Source organism: Helicobacter aurati (assembly GCF_003364265.1).
GTDB lineage: Bacteria > Campylobacterota > Campylobacteria > Campylobacterales > Helicobacteraceae > Helicobacter_A > Helicobacter_A aurati.
Genome location: NZ_NXLW01000015.1, coordinates 32,628 through 51,143, shown reverse-complemented (window position 1 = coordinate 51,143; position 18,516 = coordinate 32,628). Strand labels below are relative to the sequence as shown.

Here is an 18,516-nt window from a genome sequence, read left to right as displayed (position 1 = left end):
ATTGAGAATATAAAGAATATAATAAGTAGTGATTTAATTGCGTTTTATTTAGATAAATTTATTGTTGTAGTTTGCCCTCTAAATTAGCGAAAGAGGTTGCTGGCATATCGAAAACATGCAATTATTGTGTTTATTTGTATCTAGAGTCTTTGTACATAAGTTCTTGTTTTCGTATATGAATTATTGTGTTATTAGAATCATTACGTAACTTATATATAACTAATGCAACCAAATAGTAAATAACATTGTAATTTTTAATAGTAAACTTTACATAATATATTCTTAAGGCAACACACAAAGTAAGTCATTGTTAAAAGAAATGGGGTTTGTACTTTGATATGTTTGGTTAAGATTTATGATGTTTTGTACTATTAAACTAGAATGTTTATAATACTTCATACGAAATTCGTTTATCAAAGATTCGAATTCGCTCAGCAATAAAAAGGAACATTATGCAGATTACAAAACTCAAACCATTTACTAAACAAGATTTTGAGCAAATTGGCTTGGAATGGCACACGGACCCAGACAATACAGAATATATTAGCGATGAACTTATCCATATTAGCGAACAAGAGGCAGATGGATACTATGAAGCATGCAATGAACTCTATGATATGTACGTAGAAGCAGCACAGTATGTCATAGATAATAATTTATTCTATGAGCTGGATATACCTAATAGTTTGGTGGATTCTATTGTGCAAAGTTTCAATGAAGACGTGCATTGGCATATTTACGGACGTTTTGATTTAGCAGGTGGGCTTGATGGGCAACAAATTAAGTTACTTGAATTTAATGCTGATACACCAACTATGCTTTATGAAACTTCTGCTGTGCAATATGCGTTATTAAGGGCAAACGGTTATGATGAAAACGCACAGTTCAACAATGTGTATGAAGCAATTTCACAAAATTTTCAACGATTAATTACCTTGAGTGACGATACAAGCAACTTCAATGAAATATATGAGGGGTGGAAGATATTATTCTCTAGTATTCGTGGGAATATAGAAGAAGAAAAGACTGTGCGGTTTTTGCAGGACATGGCTAATAATGCAGGGTTGCAAACGGACTTTTGTTTTGTTGATGAAGTACAATTGAGTCCTAGCGATGGAGTATTCTTTAATAATTGTAATTTTGAATTTTGGTTTAAATTCATTCCATGGGAAAATATTGCTATCGATGAACCAGAGTTAGCTTTGATTGTTAATGATATTATGGCAAACCAAAAAGGTATTTTACTTAACCCGGCTTATACGTTGTTATTTCAAAGTAAGAGAATTTTAAAGATTCTGTGGGATTTGTATCCTAACCATCCTTTGTTGTTACAAACGAGTTATGAACCTTTGGGTAAAAAGCAAGTTAAAAAACATGCTTTTGGCAGAGAAGGAGCTAATACAAGCATTTTAGATTCTCAATGTGCACCTATTAATGCAAAAGATGGTCAATATGCCAATCACAAAGCCGTTTATCAAGAGTTCTATCCCCTTAATTCTTATAATGGCTCATTTTATCAAGCAAATGTCTTCTTTTCTTATGAATCTTGTGGGTTGGGGTTTAGAAAAGGCGGTGAAATTATGGATAATTACTCGAAATTTGTTAGCCATATTATTCGATAGTAGTGTGCTAAGATTATTGCAAATTAATATTGGATTGGTCTTAGAATCTCTATCATATTAGATATTAAGGAGAAGTAGTGCAAAGCAATGTATGTAGCACATCTATTACAGAATCTGTTTCTCAAATCATTGAAGCATTGAAGCAGGGGGCGTTACAATTAGCAAGGCTTTTGGAGACAAGAGAAATACAGTATAGTTCGCATGCTAATGCCAGTGGAGATAATCAATTGCAGATTGATATTGCTGCGGATAATCTTTTTGGAAAGATTCTTTCTAGTTTATCAATCAAGGGTTTTGCTAGTGAGGAGAGGGAAGGAGTTGTGCTTTGTGATATGACGTGTTTTCAGAAATTTGATTCTAATTTACAAAGTGATGATTCCTTGCAACGAGATAAGCAAGACAATATTTTACAAGGAGCATTATTACAAGAATTGCTTTCATCTAATGTATTGATACAGAGTAGCACCATATACACGCTAACTATGCAAGACCTTTTAGTAGCTTTTGATCCTTTGGATGGATCTTCACTTATGGACAGTAACCTTAGTATAGGAAGTATCTTTGGAATCTATGCGCATACTTTTGCTCCGCAGAATCTTATTGCCTCTCTTTATTTTTTGTATGGACCAAGACTTGAGTTGGTAGTTGCTAAAGATTCTCAAAGTTTACATTATTTGTATAACCCCAGTACAGGAACATGGCATTTTATTCAAGAATTGAAATTACAACAAAAAGGTAAAATTAATGCTACTGGAGGCACACAAAAATATTGGGACATAAAGCATTTTGAGCTTGTACAAAGTTTTTTTAGAGAGGGCTATCGATTACGTTATAGTGGTGGTATGGTTCCTGATTTGCATCAGATTTTGTGTAAAGGAGGGGGGATTTTTAGCTATCCTGCCACATCAGATTCTCCCACAGGGAAGCTTAGAAAACTTTTTGAAGTGTATCCTTTTGCGTTGATTTTTGAATATGCTGGTGGAGGAGCTATTGATGGCAAAACACGCCTGCTTGATGGAGATGTGAAAAGTATACATGAGAGTACTCCGTGTTTTTTTGGAAGTCATGAGGAGATACAACGTGTTAGAGAATTTGTATAAGTATTTTGAGAATATGAAATTTATGGTATTGTTTTTTAATCTGCATCCTTACGTTTAACAGCAAGTTTAATTTGTCTTCTTTTGATTATCAAGATAGTATGTTTTGTAGGACTCTATAAACATTGTGAATTGTTTTGTGTCCCAAGTATCACGATGCTAGTCTGTATAGAAATCTACAAAAACATTATTGGTTACTCATCGTACTTCGGGATTCCGCTTGTCGTCTTGAATGATTGACTCTTAGTCGGCATGACTACTTGGAAAAAATAAATATTAGAAAAAGATAGCCTACATGATTATAGGCTATTTGCTTGATGTTGAAGAAATGGGAGTTTAGTGTTTTCTAAAACAATTATAATTTTCTCAAGGTTATTCAATTTTATTACTGGGCAATGAAATAAGTTTTATGATTGCAGTGTTGCTTCCTCTTTACGAATTGCTTGGATGAAATCTCTGTAATGTTTATTCAGCTCCTCTTCTTGTGTTTTGAATTTTTCTTTTTCTTTACATAAGTCTTGTAGAGTGATATGCTCATTTCCGTTTTGTGCCTGCTCGATGATTTGTTCAAAGATTTTCATTTTGCAAAGAATATAAGTGAACATTTTTTGGTCAATATCTGGGAGTTTAGTTGTTGTGGTTTTTTCATTCGGGTTGTATTCGTCTTTACCGCTTCTATTAATTACTCTAGCTGGAATACCTACTGCCGTACAATTATTTGGCACATTCTTAATTACAACAGAGTTAGAGCCAATTTTGACATTTTCTCCTAAAACAATGTCGCCTAGTACTTTAGAGCCAGCTCCAATAATACTATTGTGAAGGACTGTAGGATGACGTTTGGTTTTCTCTAAGCTCACTCCGCCAAGGCTTACTCCTTGATAAATGGTTACATCGTTGCCAATTTGCGCAGTTTCACCAATTACTACACCTATGCCATGGTCAATAAATACACGTCTGCCTATGTATGCAGCAGGGTGTAAATCGATATTTGTAAGAAATTGTGCCCACCCCATGATAATTCTACCCAATAAGTGAAAGCCCCTCTTGTAAAGTCTGTGTGCAATCCTATGATGTACAATGGCAATAAGACCTGGATAATTAAAAAATAATTCTACAAAGTTGTTGTATGCAGGGTCTTTAGTTTTAGGTGTAGCAAAATCTTCTTTAATTTGAAGCCACAAATTTAGATTTTCTTTATGAAGAATATTATTTTGAGAATCTATTTTATCTGATATGATATTTTGATTGTTGATTTTTTGTTTCACTCTATACTCTACTTTGCATTTGTTCTAAAAACTTTTATTATAACTGATTCTATTGTCCATTTTTTAATAATCGATTATTTTTTGCATGATACAATCCAACATATTTTATAACTCAAAGGAGTCTAGAAGAATGAAAAAAATTGCAAATTATGTAGTTTCATATCTATTGTCATGTTGTGTTGTTACGGGGATAGCACAAGCCAGTAAGCTTACTGATATGATAAAAGAGCAAACAGGGCAAGAAACTTCCGTATTAAAAGAGCAGTCATTGCAGCAAGATCCCAATCTCAAACTCGTAACGCTTAAGGAGTCTAAGACTGGGTTTAGAGTATTGGCAGTTACCAACAAACAAGAAAGTTTTTTGCTTGCTGTTACAAGTGCTTTTTTTACTTCTAACGAAGCTGATAGAAATATAATTGTTGCAGAATTTGGATCCGTTACTAATTACAATGCGACGTTTAAAACGCGTGAAGCAGTTAAAAAAGCTATTGCTAGTCTTCCTAAAGATTCTATTATTTATTTGTCAAGCACCAATAAAAATGCAAAAAAAGTTTTTTATATTGTTTCTGATCCAATGTGTCCACATTGTCAAGAAGAGTTTAAACATATCAATGAGAGATTACAGCAAGGAGATGTACGTATGATTCCTGTAGGTTGGATGGGCAAAGATTCTGCGCAGAAAGTTGCAGAAATCTATTCGCTTACAAGAAAAGCAACGACTAATTCTGAAAAAATTAAAATCTTACAACGTATCTATAATCCCCAATATAAACCAAAGCAAATGGATACCAAAATGGTAGAAGAGGTTGTGCACAAACTTATGGGCGAAGGGAAAGTTGAAGGAACGCCATATATTATTGAAGAGGATAAATAGTGTCAAAAATCGTGGGGGTGTTAGATTATAATGTGGGTAACATTGCAAATGTCATGCGCGCTTTAGAATGTTTAAGAGTTCATCAATATATTATAAAAAGGATACAGACTACTCGAGATATTAAGAGCTGCGATAAAATTATACTTCCTGGTGTGGGTGCTTTTAAAACTGCCATGAATAATCTCACTCTCTACGATTTAGATTCTGCTCTTTTGGAATTTGCAGCAAGCGGAAAGTATTTGTTAGGAATCTGTTTAGGTATGCAGTTGCTTTTTGAAAGAAGTTATGAGTTTGGGCTGTATAAAGGGCTGGGGTTAATCAAAGGAGAGGTTGTTTATTTGGGCAATACACCATCTCTCCATGCAAATCTTACGCAAAATGATGTCTCTTGTTCCAACTTTGATTCATTGACTTTGTCAAATGATTCGTTGGTTAGTTGTCGCGTTGACAATATCTCTATAAAGATTCCGCATGTTGGATGGAATAAAAATTTTGTAACAAAAACACACAAGCTTTTATCGAATTTACAAGATGGGTTTTATCTTTATTTTGTGCATAGTTATTGTGTTGCTTGTGAGAATGACTGTGTTGTTGCAGAGTGTGAATACAATAGACGTTTCCCGAGTGTAGTAAGTAGCGATAATGTCTTAGGTATCCAACCGCATCCAGAAAAAAGCTATAAAGATGGATTACGAATCCTCTATAACTTTTTACTATTATAGAAGTAAAGTTAATTGCTCGTTGAAACTTTTGTTAAAATGCTTGAAGATTAACAAATGTTTTGTATATTATTATATTCTACAATAGGCAAGGGAGCAATATGTTGGGATTGAATCCAAAATTTGAAAAGCTTTTAAATTCTTTAAAGCAAACACATGATATAGAGGGTTTAGCCAAGCTTTCTATACGTAATATGGACGATGAAAAAGATTTGCAAGATAATAAAGCCTTTATTAATAATTCCGCGATGCCTACTTCTTCACGTATTGTTCAGAATAATCTTATGCTTGTTGCCCCTAGTTTACTTGCTGCAAATTTTTTACGATTGGAGGAAGAAATAAAAAGTGTCGTTGAGGCTGGGTGTGATTTATTGCATGTTGATGTTATGGATGGGCATTTTGTACCAAACCTTACCATTGGACCCTGTGTATTAATGGAGATTCCAAGACTTTTTAATATTCCTCTTGACATACATCTTATGGTTGAAAATGCAGATACTTTTATTGATTTGTATGCGCCTTTAAGGCCACATTTTATTAGTGTGCATGTAGAATCTGAAAGGCATTTATGTCGCATTATTCAAAAAATACGTTCTTACAACATTAGTCCTGCTGTTGCATTAAATCCCCATACGGATCCGCAGACTTTAAAATATATTCTTAATGATATTGATATGGTGCTTGTTATGAGTGTCAATCCTGGTTTTGGTGGACAGAGTTTTATAGAATCGAGTATAGAAAAAATCGTTGATTTGAAAGAATTAATAATCATGAAGAATGCAAATTGTCTTATTGAAGTTGATGGCGGCGTAAATAACCATAATATTGCAATGCTTAAAAATGTGGGAGTCGATATTGTTGTGGGTGGAAGTTATATTTTTGGGCATAGAGACAGGAAAGAAGCTATCACTTCCCTTAAGATATAATTTTTAGAGATAATCAGTTTAACGAAATGTTCACAAATCCAGCGTAAGTACTAATTATTAAGAATTTGTTTTTGTTGTAATTGTTATTCGGGTAAGTTTTTTAATTACAAGTAGTATCTTTGCCTTTGTAGCATTGCTTTCCCATTCTTTAAATGTTTTTGTTTAAAAATAAAGAATGGAATATTAATGAGCTACTTGCAAATTGAAAGCTTATTTGCAGTGTAGTATTTCTCAAAACTTTAAGGGGAAAGCAAAAAAATAGGTAAACCTTATAATTTATATCGCGCCGTATCACTGTATTTATTCTAATTAAAAGCTAACAAAATGTTGTAATGCCAAGCTTGCATGCCTTCGTATGGGCAGTTTGTAGCTCTTCTCGGTTATCGGCATTAGTCCCCAAAAAGATACAAGCCATAGCATATCCGTTGTCGCATGAGTATCTTGCAAGGTTTTTAGCCCTTTCTCTATCTCGCTCAAAACTACCATATCCTTCAAAATAAATAAGTGATAACGTCATGCAGTCAAATATATATTGCTGCTCACATTTTTTCAGTGCTATATCGTGTGCTTTTATAAATAAGTCATTGCTATTAACAATTGGAATATCTGACTGTGTTGCAAGTATTCCAAGTTTAAGGCAACTTCTGCTATCTTGCTTTTCACAAGATGTATTCAGCAATGAAACTGCTTCTTGTCTTTTTGCCTTAGAACCGTAACCATAGAATCTTTCGTGGTAAATTTCCCCTAGAACAGAACAATCAAATCCTTTAGAATTATCACAAATTTGTTTTGCGTATGATTTCCATTTATCTACATACCAAAGACCTTCTTTGAGATTATCTAGTGTATTGTATTGATTAATTCTCTCTTTATCTTGAATAATAGGAGGCTGCACTACTGTCGCTTGTTTCTTGGTGCAAGAAATATACGTTAGAGCAGATAGCATTATAAAAATTTTTATAATCAGTTGAACACGTTTCACCGCTATTTCCTTATATTGTAATTATATTGTTATTTTTCCAGAGACTTTATCGGATTTTATCATGTTTTTACTGTAATTTACAATTTAAAAATGTATTTGTTTGATTAATTATTCAATTTTACGATTAATTGAGTTTAGCAGAATATTTGTTTTGTTAAAGATTTTTAGTATTAGCATTTAACGGTGTTGTAGATTACATGAATAGATTCGGTTTATGGGCAGAAGGAAAAAGATTGTATGTCTTGTAAGTAGCGATGCGACCTCGAGCGGTACGTTCAATATATCCATTTGCAAGCAAGTAGGGTTCAATAACTTCTTCAATAGTTCCTTCATCTTCACTCATTGCAGCGGCTATTGTATTTAATCCTATGGGTTTACCATTAGCAAATGTGAGCAATTGTAAGTATTTTAAATCTATTTCGTCAAACCCCAATTCATTAACACCAAGTTCATTGAGCGCGTATTTAGTGATATTTTCATCAATAAGCGTTAAGTTATCTACTTCTGCAAAATCGCGCACTCTTCGCAGGAGTCTTAAGGCAATACGAGGTGTTCCACGGGATCGGTTGGCAATTTCATTTGCACTTTCTCTTGTAATGGAATATTTGAATTTTTTGCATGCTTGTACAATGATTTTAGCTAGTTCTTCTTGAGAATAAAACTCAAGTTTTGCGCTTATACCAAACCTATCACGCAGGGGGTTTGAAAGCATGCCAGCCCTTGTTGTTGCGCCAATAAGTGTAAAGGGCTCAAGATTGATTTTTATGGTTTGCGCGCCTGCACCTTGCCCTGTAATAATATCTAGTCGAAAATCTTCCATAGCAGGATAAAGAATCTCTTCAATGGCTGGGCTTAATCGATGAATTTCATCAATAAAGAGAATATCTCCATTGTTTAGATTTGTAAGAATAGCCGCTAAGTCTCCTGCTTTTTCTATTGTAGGGGCAGCACTTACTTTGATATTTGCTCCCATTTCATGGGCAATAATATAGCTTAGTGTAGTCTTGCCAAGACCAGGAGGTCCAAAAAAAAGGACATGATCTAAGCATTCTTTACGTTTTTTACATGCTTGAATAAAGACTTGTAAATTTTTTTTAATTTTGTCTTGTCCAATATAATTTTCCCAGCTTATAGGCCGAAGTAATGTTTCATTGGTTTCATCTTGTGTATTTTTTGTTTGTGTGATGATTCTATCGGTATTTTGATCGAGGATTGAATGTTTTTCCATTTATATCCTTATTGAATATTCCTCTATTTACGTTTTCGTACTTCTATCGCATAATACTTAGATAGGAATTATATTTGCTTGTATCGACATTATTTTTTATTATTTTCGTTTTTCAGTAATCTTCTTAACTTTACATAAAACTTCATCCATTCATCAAGCTCCATGATAGGATGCCCACCCCATTTACTTTTTGGCGGAAGGTTTTTAGAAACGGCCCCTCTTCCTGCTACTTGTGTAAAATCACCAATATGCAAATGTCCTCCTGTTCCAACTTGTCCTCCTAGCACAACATTACGTCCCATGGTTGTTGATCCTGCTAAACCCACTTGTGCAATCAATAACGAATGTTCTCCTACAACTGAATTATGCGCTACGACACAACTATGTCCTATTTTGCTCCCCTGTTTAATGCGTGTTTCTCCAAAAACTGCTCTATCAATTACAGTATTCGCTCCTATTTCTACTTTATCTTCTATGACTGTTTTGCCGCTATGTTCAATTTTTACATGCTGTCCATCTTCTGTCTGCGCATATCCAAAGCCATCACTTCCTATCACACTTCCAGCATGAATAAGAACATGATTGCCAATTTCACTGTTGTGATAGACAACAACATTAGGATAAATTTTACAATGGTCACCAATTGTAACATTGTCGGCTATTACAACATTTGGCATAATGCAAGTATGCGAACCTATCTTGACATTGCAGCCAATTGAGACATTGATACCAATATTAGCAGTTTGATGTATTTGCGAATCATTATAATCACAGCTGACAAAATCTCTTTTTGCAAAAAGTTGTGATAAAAGTGCAAATGCCAGATGTGGGTTGTCGACGACAAGCGGTTGAATATGATGAGGAATTTTATCTCGAAGAGATTCTTTAATAAAGACTGCTCCGGCTTGAGAATTTTGCAAATCTTTTGTGTATTGCGACTGATTAATATAACTTACATGTTGAGAAGTAGCGGATTCTAACGGTGCCAATCCAATGAGTTGAAAGTCTCTTTGTAAAGGCATTTTAAGTTTTATGGATGTGCCAAATGCCTTATCGATAGCTTCTGATAATAGCATGTTTTCTCCTTACAACAAGTGAAACCACTATTATAAGGAAAAACTTTAAATAGATTTAATTATTGTTCGCGGATAACTTGCTGCCTTACGATTGAACATTCTTTTAACCCTGTTACACCCTGTTCAATAAGGGAACGAATCTGTGAATTATGGTATTTGTTATGATTATAAACAACTACACATATTTCATCTCCTTCTTGTAGAAATCTTGTTTCTGCGAGGTGTGTATAGCTAGTTGCGCCAATTGCAATAAGGATTTTTGTCGGTTGATTAGTGCGCCTGATGATGTTACTAAGATTTTCAAGGACGGCATGATCTACTTGCGTATTAAGCTTTTTTGTAATCCAATTTAGCAATTTTTCATAAAAATACTTGTAATGTATGAGTTGTATATCGTCTCCGTATTGGTGTATTTCACCATCAAATAAAAGAAAAGAAGTTAAAGAATAATTATCACAGATTCCACCTTTTTGGAATCTATCAATGGGCAGCTTGTGCCCATATCCCTTTGAGCCTGCAGAAAAATTTTTTTTTTGACTGATTTTTGTTGCGTTTGCATCATTGCGAATTGAAGTATCATCGAATGCCATGAAGAACTGTGGAATAAGAGAGTGTACCTCCCCATTAGTACCATAAACTACCGTACATTCAAGTCCTATTTCTGGTTCTGCTTGCGCGTTTAGAAAAGTATCCTTTGGTAGAATGATATTGTGATTGTTAATGCAATAACGTCCAAGAAAAGTATTATCTTTAGGAATGTAGAAAGGAAATATTCCTTTTGGTGCCCCCTCCTCATCGCTTATTACTTCCTTAAAATCATTCGCTTCCCCCGCCTGTTCCAAGTGGTTAGCAAAATTACCAGCTATCCCGAATCCTAAAAATTCTTCTTGCATATTGTCTCCTTCGTCTCATTGCATGCCTAAATAGGGTAATTATATAAAAAAAATCAAATTGTAGTCTATATTGTTAAGAAAATATCGATTTTATACACTCGATTTTATATTTTCATTTATATAGTTACTTGTTGTAACTGATTTGTGTCTGATGGATGGTTGCATTGATTGATTTTTTAGGGAATGTTCTACTCTGCAAGCTATAAATTTCTGGATGGGAGTTGATTTGCTGTGTGGTAAGGAGTTTTGTTTGTTTATGATGTTGCAGAATCATATTTCTGATTCTTTCAAATTGTTTATGTAACTTAATGTGCGTTGCGTGATTGGTAAAGTTTCCGTATGATTTTTCTTGTAACATAGAAAGTTTAACTTCTGTTATATCGTGTAGTTTTGTGTAGGGTTTTGCTACGAAACCCTGTAAAGATTCGCAATCTTGGAGTCGCAATTTCTCTCTAATGGCGGCATTTTTTTGAATCATTTGATAGAGAGTTGTAGAGTGGTATTTGTTAAATTCTATACAAGCAGCATGAGAATTAAAACCAAAGGCAATTTGTTTTGCATGAATCTTAGAGCGCATAATGATGATAAGATGATAGGCAAGACTTGATGGCAGAAAGATTCTAAGCTGGTTAAGATAATAAGAATCTATAAGAATATTAGCAAATTTACGCGTAGTCGGATCCTTATCTGTAAGTTGTTTGCTAAAATCAGTAGTAAAAATTTCTTTAAAGGTTTTCATTATGAGGATAATAGCACAACTTTGTATAATGTTGTTTTGTATAATGTTGTTTTGCAGCTGTGGATATAAAAAAGATCCTTTTTGGGATAAGCCTGAAAAACCAGATGAATACTTGCTGCCTTGATATTTTCAATAAATAGTATAAATATCGAAATTAATAAATGCTAAAGTCCTAATTATTAGGGCAGTAGTTGAATCGGCAGCCTTGTTAAGGAAACATAAAATGATTAGAAATTATTGTTTTGTTTTTTCTTTTGCATCTTCAGATATGGTTTTAGCAACGTGTAAGATTTTTAGAATTTGCTCATTGGCTTTGAAACTCGCTTGAAATTCGACTCTGCGGGATAATTCATCTGTTGCTAATGGTTTTGCAAAGCTTACGCCGTTGGCACGTAGAAGTCCGATAAGCCATTCTCGTTTATTTGCAATGCTAGGAAGAGAAAAGCAGTATTTTAACACTTGGAATGCTCTTTCTTGACTTAGCTCCGCATTTCCTAGGTATCGCCTCTCTAGTGAGAGTGCACCTTCCCAATCTCTGGAAGTGTGCCCTTCTATTCGAATGTCCTCTATGAAATCACGGTATTTTTCACCATAAAGAATCTTAATATAACGTGGGAAAAAATCATCAAGAATTTTTTGGAATCTTTGTTTGACACGTTTTTGCCCAACATCAAACAGAATATCTTGTTTTTGGAATCGTATTGTTGTGTCTTCATCTATAAACGCATCCCATTTTTTTAGGTCATTTCCGAATTCCTGCATCAGATCTTTATAAAGTTCGTTTTGTAGGTTAGAATAATTCTGCGCTAAGTCCCGTATTTTGTCGTTTTGAATCTCTAACTGTTTTTTGTCATTTTCTAATGTTACCATGAAAGCAATAGCAATCATAATAAAAATCATCATGATTCCAGACATCATATCTGAAATGCTAATCCAGTGACTACTTTTATCTTCCATTAAATCTCTACTTCATTTTGAGTTTAATTGACATTGATAATATCTTTGATACGTTTCAAGAACCATTCATAATTCTTAGCAAAACTTTGTGTCATTTTTTCTAACTTGGAATCGAGTGTTTCTAAGTTATTTCCCAAGTTTTCTTGTAATTGTGAGCTTTGCTGCACTAAAGATTCTATATTCTCTTTAAAATGAACAATAACCTCATTGAGTGCTGTTTTCTGATTATCAAAAAGATTACAATTAGAATCTGTTAATGTTTTAATATTCTCTTTAATTGAAAGTATGGCATTGTTTATTTCAAGGGCAGCGTCTTTTTGATTCTTGATGTTGTTTTGCATACTGGCCTGCATAAGCTTAATATATTGGACACAAAGATTTTTGAAGTATGTATTGAGACTATCGACGTTATTCTTAGAATGGGATTCAAAGTTTTGAATGCTTTGACTAAAGTGCGTAATACTTTTACCTAGAGAATCTAGTGTTTCTTGATTGCTTTGCATGATGGTTTTAAATTGTGTGTGCAATTTATCATTTAAAGATTCAATATGAGTAGCAATATTGTCTTGATACTTTTGCATAAGTTCGGTATTTTCTTTTAGGGTAATTGCAGAGAGATGCTGATTTTCCTTATAGAATCTTTGCATTTCCTTGTATAAGTCTTGTGTTTGGTTTGTTAAATCTCGAGTAATTGCCTCACAGCTTTTTTGCACATTTTGACTGACAAGCTCAAAGTTATTTTTCAACGAATCAAGATTATTGTACATATTGTCGTAGAAAATTTTGCTTTTATTTTCTAAATTTTGCATAATTGTTTCTTGACATTTTAGTGTATTTTGCAACTTTTCTTCATAGAGCTTATTGCTTTGTGTGTGCGTATTTTCTAGCATTTGTAATAGTTCTTGGAATCTATACTGCACTTCTAACGTATTTTTGTTGAGATCGCTTGTGAGAGAATGGGTATTTTTGCTAAGGGATTCCATGATAGCATGAGTATTGTCTGAAAACTTTGTGTAGCTCGTATAGAGATGAGAATCAATTTTTTGTTGCGATTCTATAAGAGTGTTAGAGAGATTGATAGCCTGTGAGTTCAGGCTGCGCACAATAAGCGTATTGTCTTTTTCGAGCATTTCTGAAAGATTGACATAATTGTGTTCCAACATTTTGTTGAATTTGCTTAACATTTGTTGTAAATTTGTATCAAGAGATGTGGTTTGTGTTTGTAAAAATTCGTGCAGAATTTCGCCTTTTTGCGTAAGATTTTCGCGTAAAGCTTCTGTTTGAGTATTGAAGCTTTCATAGAGATTCTGATTCTGTGTTTGTAAGTTTTGCGTGAGATTTTGTGTTTGAGACATGAGGAAAGAGTCGAGATCTTTAGTATGGTTTTGAAAGGAATGTTGTAATTTCTCGTATTGCTCTTGTATGAGTTTTTGAAAGTTATTTTCTGTGTTCTGAAAGTAATGCTGTGATTCTTGCATGATGGTTGTAATGGAGTTTGTTGTCATATTATGTTGAGTTTCAAGATTATTTTTTGTAGTTTGCAACATGGATTCTATATTGTTTTTTAGAGTATTGATTTGGGCTTGCAGGTTAGTATTAGTAAGTTTAATATCAGATTCTATATTTTCTCGATAGGTTGCCTGCAAATCTTGAAGATTATCAATTGTATTTTGTGTGGTTTGCAGGCTTGCAGATTCGATTTTGTTAAGTGCAGCATTGTGGAGATTTTCTAGGTTATTGAGGTTGTCTTTCTGTGATTGCGTTAAGAAATGTTTTGTTGTTTCAATGTTTTCTTGAACTATTGCTAGAATATTTTGCTGCATGTTTGTAAGATTTTCGATGTGTGTGTTTGTGAGTTTAGCTTGAGATTCTATACTATAATTAAGTCCTTGCGTAGTCGAATCAAAATAGACATTTAAGCTTTCTTGCTGTTTTTGCATTGCAGTGTTAGAAATATTGAGAATCTTTTCTTGCAAAGTTTCATAATCTTTCATAATTATTGTTTGAAATTCTTTACAAAGATTCTCGATGCTGCTAGTTATTGTTTGATGATTTTGTGTTAAGGATTCTTGAATATTGTCGTGTATGGAGTGAAACTCTTGCTCCAGATTGTGTAGACATTCTTTGGTAAAATTTTTAAAACCTTCCGTGTTACGATGTAGTTCATCGTGAAAAGTTTGCATAGTTTTAGAAAGATTATCATTCAAAAGTTCAAATTTTTCATTATAAAGCTCATTAGATTTTTGCTGGATAGAATCCATTGACTCTAAGCTTTGTTGTGTATTTTGATAGAGTTTTTCTAACATAGAATCAGCATTTTGCTTCAAGTTATCACCGAGTAGCAATAATGACTTCGCATTCTGTTCTAAATTGTGTTGTGTATGCTGCGCTATGTCGTTGGAAAAATTTGCTGTTTGCTGAAATGATTCAAGAATTTTGGTATTTGTAGATTCAAATATTTGTGTTATTTTATGGTGAGAATCTTGTAGAGAATCTACAATGTTTTGATTCTGAACAATGAGTTTATTATTACTTTCACTCAATCTATGAAGATTATCTTCAAAAAATTCCAGCACTTTGTCTTGATATTTCTTTAGATATTCATGCAAGTCATCTTTGGATTGCGTGAGTGAAACAATAAAGTTTTTGGAGTGCTCTAAAGCCTCGAGGCTGGAATCTTTGAGACTCGCTACTGCTTTAAGTTTTTCTTCAAAACTAGATTCTAATGTAAGCAGATGTTCTAGGGCTTGTTGTAATTGTTGTTGCAAAGTGCTATTTTGTTTATTGTAAGCTTGCATTTCTTCTAAATGGATTTTGTTTGTAAGAATGGATTCTGTACTCTGCTGCATAGCGATTTGTGCATCTTTTAAGGTTTGCTGCATATCAATTAAGAATTGTGTGTTTTGTTCGATGTGCTCTTTGTAATTTTTTTGCCATTCTAAGATATTTTTAGTGGCATGATTTAGCTCTTTGAAGTTCTCTCCAAATTGTTCTTTAAGATTACTATTAAAATCACTAATGACGATTTCTAACGCCCTAATAAGCTCTTTGCTAGCTCCTAATGCAAGCGTTTCTAATGCCTTATGTAATGAAGTATCAATATCCTGTAACATGGTTTTTATATCTGTTTTAAAGTTATCTTGCTTATTGATGGTATTATGAAGTGTTTCTAAGATAGGATTGAGTTTAGTTAATTCTCGTAAATACATCAATTCATCGAACTTGAGGCTTTGATTGGCTATGAAATCTATGGGGCTATGTTCCTCTTTGACTTGTTTGCCTTTTTGATAGATGCTTAGTGCAATGGCTATCCCCATTCCTACAATTGATGTGTAAAAAGCAGTTTTGAGTCCGTCTAGTAAAGTAGGCACGGAGTCTAAGAGGTTTTTTGTATCAAATCCCAAAAGTCCAATAAAAATTCCTACAAACGTCCCTAGTATCCCGATGCTCATAATAAGAGATTTAAAATCTTTGTGTTCATTTTTAATAAAGCTTCTTAAATCCCATACAGCTAAAGCTAGCATCAGAATCGTAAAAACCACATTGATAATCATCTATCCTCTTTTGCTTATAAAGTTTCGTTTATTGTAACACGTTTTTACTAAATTCTTTAATCATGTCTTTCCCACTTTTGCAAATATTTCGTTGTATTGAGATTGTCATGTAGTATGAATTACATAGGGTTTTCTATGATATAATGAATAAATCTTTATATAAAGGGTGATTATGAGTTTCTATCAGAAAATCAAGCCAATACTTTTCAAGATAGACCCAGAAAATGCACATAATCTTATGACAAAATTCATGTTAATTCCGCCTAAAATACCCCTTTTAGAATCTTGTTTAGCAAGACGTTACTGTTCGGTTTATCAGAGTCTTACTCAAAACATTCACGGATTGCATTTTTATAATCCTGTTGGACTTGCAAGTGGTTTTGATAAAAATGGTGAATTTGTGCGAGGTATGGCGGGGATTGGTTTTGGATTTTTAGAACTAGGTAGTGTTACGCAAATGCCTCAAGAAGGGAATCCCAAGCCAAGAGTTTTTCGGCATGTAGTCGAGGAAAGTCTTCAAAATGCTATGGGATTCAATAATATTGGTGTACGAGGTATGATTGCTAATCTTAAAAAGCACTATCCTTTTAGTATTCCTTTGGGTATCAACATTGGAAAAAATAAGAATCTTGTTTTGGCAGATTCTCTTAAAAACTATGAACTGAGTTTGGAAGCATTGAAAGATTATGGAGATTATTTTACTTTCAATCTTTCTTCTCCTAATACCCCCAATTTACGTGATTTGCAAAATGAGAGCTTTGTGGAAGAGCTACTTGCTATGGCAAGAAGCATTACGCAAAAGCCACTTTTTATTAAGATTTCCCCAGATATGGAAATAGATTCCATGTTGGCAGTCTGTCAAAAGGCGATAGAATGTAATGTAAGCGGCATTGTTGCTACAAATACTACTATTGATTATGCCACTGTGAGTCATCCGATACAGAAGGACGGCGTAGGTATCGGCGGTATTAGCGGCAAAGCATTGTGCCAAAAATCTCGTGAGATATTAAGAATTTTAGCGCAGCATTTTTTTGGGAAAACAATCCTTATTTCATTGGGCGGCGTTGGCGATTCCGATGAAGTTTATAAGCGTTTGAAATTGGGTGCATCTCTCGTGCAAATTATGAGTGCTCTTGTTTATCAAGGACCATCATTAATTGCAAGAATTAATAAAGAAGTGCATCAGAAGCTTGTAGCTGACGGTTTTGCCAACATTACAGAAGTGATTGGTAAAGAGATTGCATAACGAGGTTGTTTAAAATGTTTAAAATGTGGAAGATATTATTGTTAGGAGCTATTATGAGTAGTTTAGCGATTTGTAGTGTGTTGCCGCAACATCAAGTTAAGACACTTAGCAACGGTTTGCAAATTGTTGTTATTCCGTTGCACAATAAAAGCAATGTTATTGAAACTAATGTATTTTATAAAGTTGGTTCTCGCAATGAAATTATGGGTAAAAGCGGAATAGCCCACATGTTGGAGCACTTAAATTTTAAAACAACAAAAAATTTGCGCGCAGGTGAATTTGATGAGATTGTGAAGAAAATGGGTGGAACTGATAATGCTTCTACAAGTTTTGATTATACACGTTATTATATTAAATCAAGTGCTCAAAATTTAAGCAAATCTTTAGAACTTTTTGCAGAGCTTATGCAGAATCTTGTATTTGTAGATTCTGAATTTCAATCCGAACGTAATGTGGTTGCCCAGGAGAGACTATGGAGAACAGACAATTCTCCTAGTGGCTATCTTTTTTTTAGATTCTTTAACACTGCCTATGTTTATCATCCATATCATTGGACACCGATTGGTTTTATGAATGATATACAGTCGTGGAAGTTAGAGGATATTCAGGCATTTCATAGTCTTTATTATCAACCGCAAAACGCTATTCTTGTTGTTGCAGGCGACATAGAGGCTTCCGAAGTCTTTCAACAAGCAGAAAAATACTTTGGTGGTATCAAAAATACCCATGAGATTCCGCAAGTTAATGTTACTGAACCAAAGCAGGATGGTGCTAGAGAATCGTATATTAAAAAGGATACAGGCGGGATTGAATGGCTTATGATGGGCTTCAAGATTCCGCAATTTAATCATGATGACCAAATTGCCTTGGAGGCAATTAGTGATATTTTAGGTGGAGGTAAGAGCGCGATTTTACCCACTTTGCTTACTGATAAATTGAAGCTTGCCTCTGCTGTGAATGTTTACAATATGAGCTTAATTGATGAAGGTATGTTTATTATTATTGCAACAGGGAATGCGGGCGTTAAGGCGAACGACTTAAAAGCAGCGATTCTTAAAGAGATTGAAAAGCTTAAAAGGAATCTTGTTACAGAAGACGAATTAAATAAAGTCAAGATTAATACTCGAGCGGCATTTATTTACAGCATGGAAAGTGCTAGCTCTGTGGCTGGACTCTTTGGTTCATATTTTGTACGAGGAGATATTAAACCGCTCTTGCATTATGAAGAGAATCTGCATAATTTGGATTCTCAAAAAATACAACAAGTTGTAAGAAAGTATTTTATTTTAGATAATTCCACAACACTTATTATGACTAAATAAACGTTGTTGCATG

General features: G+C 33.9%; 15 protein-coding genes. 7 read left to right on the top strand and 8 right to left on the bottom strand.

The window, feature by feature from the left end; translation table 11 throughout:
• Positions 1–452: 452 nt before the first annotated feature.
• Together CQA66_RS07405 and CQA66_RS07400 are read left to right on the top strand one after the other, a co-directional pair.
• A complete protein-coding gene (locus tag CQA66_RS07405) occupies positions 453–1,622 on the top strand; it encodes a glutathionylspermidine synthase family protein (protein ID WP_104763221.1) in 1,170 nt (389 codons plus the stop codon).
• A gap of 77 nt (positions 1,623–1,699) precedes the next feature.
• On the top strand, positions 1,700–2,722 hold the full coding sequence (locus CQA66_RS07400) for a class 1 fructose-bisphosphatase (RefSeq protein WP_115582582.1): 1,023 nt from the start codon (positions 1,700–1,702) through the stop codon (positions 2,720–2,722).
• 404 nt (positions 2,723–3,126) lie between these two features.
• Here CQA66_RS07400 and cysE read toward each other — a convergent pair whose 3' ends face one another.
• Positions 3,127–3,927, bottom strand: a complete 801-nt coding sequence (cysE, locus tag CQA66_RS07395; protein ID WP_104763224.1) for a serine O-acetyltransferase — start codon at positions 3,925–3,927, stop codon at positions 3,127–3,129.
• 190 nt (positions 3,928–4,117) lie between these two features.
• On the opposite strand from cysE, the gene CQA66_RS07390 reads away from it, so the two are divergent.
• The 3 genes from CQA66_RS07390 (at position 4,118) to rpe (ending at position 6,506) form a co-directional block, all read left to right on the top strand.
• Complete coding sequence (locus CQA66_RS07390; RefSeq protein ID WP_104763220.1) at positions 4,118–4,861, top strand: disulfide isomerase; 744 nt, start codon at positions 4,118–4,120, stop codon at positions 4,859–4,861.
• Positions 4,861–5,583 (top strand): imidazole glycerol phosphate synthase subunit HisH, encoded by a 723-nt coding sequence (locus CQA66_RS07385; protein ID WP_324843345.1) that lies wholly within the window; start codon positions 4,861–4,863, stop codon positions 5,581–5,583. Before CQA66_RS07390 ends, CQA66_RS07385 begins: the two co-directional genes overlap by 1 nt.
• Positions 5,584–5,864: 281 nt before the next feature.
• Positions 5,865–6,506: a ribulose-phosphate 3-epimerase gene (rpe, locus tag CQA66_RS07380; RefSeq protein ID WP_104763222.1), complete on the top strand. Its 642-nt coding sequence runs from the start codon at positions 5,865–5,867 to the stop codon at positions 6,504–6,506.
• Between the two features lie 316 nt (positions 6,507–6,822).
• On the opposite strand, the gene CQA66_RS07375 is transcribed toward rpe, so the two are convergent.
• The 7 genes from CQA66_RS07375 to CQA66_RS07345 form a co-directional block, all read right to left on the bottom strand.
• Positions 6,823–7,488: an SEL1-like repeat protein gene (locus CQA66_RS07375; RefSeq protein WP_104763219.1), complete on the bottom strand. Its 666-nt coding sequence runs from the start codon at positions 7,486–7,488 to the stop codon at positions 6,823–6,825.
• 193 nt (positions 7,489–7,681) lie between these two features.
• Positions 7,682–8,716, bottom strand: a complete 1,035-nt coding sequence (gene ruvB / locus CQA66_RS07370) for a Holliday junction branch migration DNA helicase RuvB (RefSeq protein ID WP_104763218.1) — start codon at positions 8,714–8,716, stop codon at positions 7,682–7,684.
• An 89-nt stretch (positions 8,717–8,805) separates the two neighbouring features.
• A complete protein-coding gene (gene lpxD, locus CQA66_RS07365; protein ID WP_104763217.1) occupies positions 8,806–9,792 on the bottom strand; it encodes a UDP-3-O-(3-hydroxymyristoyl)glucosamine N-acyltransferase in 987 nt (328 codons plus the stop codon).
• Positions 9,793–9,851: 59 nt separating this feature from the next.
• Complete coding sequence (locus tag CQA66_RS07360; RefSeq protein ID WP_104763216.1) at positions 9,852–10,685, bottom strand: DUF5718 family protein; 834 nt, start codon at positions 10,683–10,685, stop codon at positions 9,852–9,854.
• A gap of 124 nt (positions 10,686–10,809) precedes the next feature.
• Positions 10,810–11,424: a hypothetical protein gene (locus CQA66_RS07355; protein WP_104763215.1), complete on the bottom strand. Its 615-nt coding sequence runs from the start codon at positions 11,422–11,424 to the stop codon at positions 10,810–10,812.
• Between the two features lie 234 nt (positions 11,425–11,658).
• Positions 11,659–12,381 (bottom strand): OmpA family protein, encoded by a 723-nt coding sequence (locus tag CQA66_RS07350; RefSeq protein ID WP_104763214.1) that lies wholly within the window; start codon positions 12,379–12,381, stop codon positions 11,659–11,661.
• A 23-nt stretch (positions 12,382–12,404) separates the two neighbouring features.
• On the bottom strand, positions 12,405–15,935 hold the full coding sequence (locus CQA66_RS07345; RefSeq protein WP_104763213.1) for a hypothetical protein: 3,531 nt from the start codon (positions 15,933–15,935) through the stop codon (positions 12,405–12,407).
• 172 nt (positions 15,936–16,107) lie between these two features.
• Here CQA66_RS07345 and pyrD point away from each other — a divergent pair, with 172 nt between their 5' ends.
• The gene (gene pyrD / locus CQA66_RS07340; protein WP_104763212.1) at positions 16,108–17,181 is read left to right on the top strand and encodes a dihydroorotate dehydrogenase (quinone); all 1,074 of its coding nucleotides are present in this window, start codon (positions 16,108–16,110) and stop codon (positions 17,179–17,181) included.
• A gap of 53 nt (positions 17,182–17,234) precedes the next feature.
• Positions 17,235–18,503: a M16 family metallopeptidase gene (locus CQA66_RS07335; RefSeq protein ID WP_104763211.1), complete on the top strand. Its 1,269-nt coding sequence runs from the start codon at positions 17,235–17,237 to the stop codon at positions 18,501–18,503.
• The last annotated feature ends 13 nt before the right edge of the window (positions 18,504–18,516 follow it).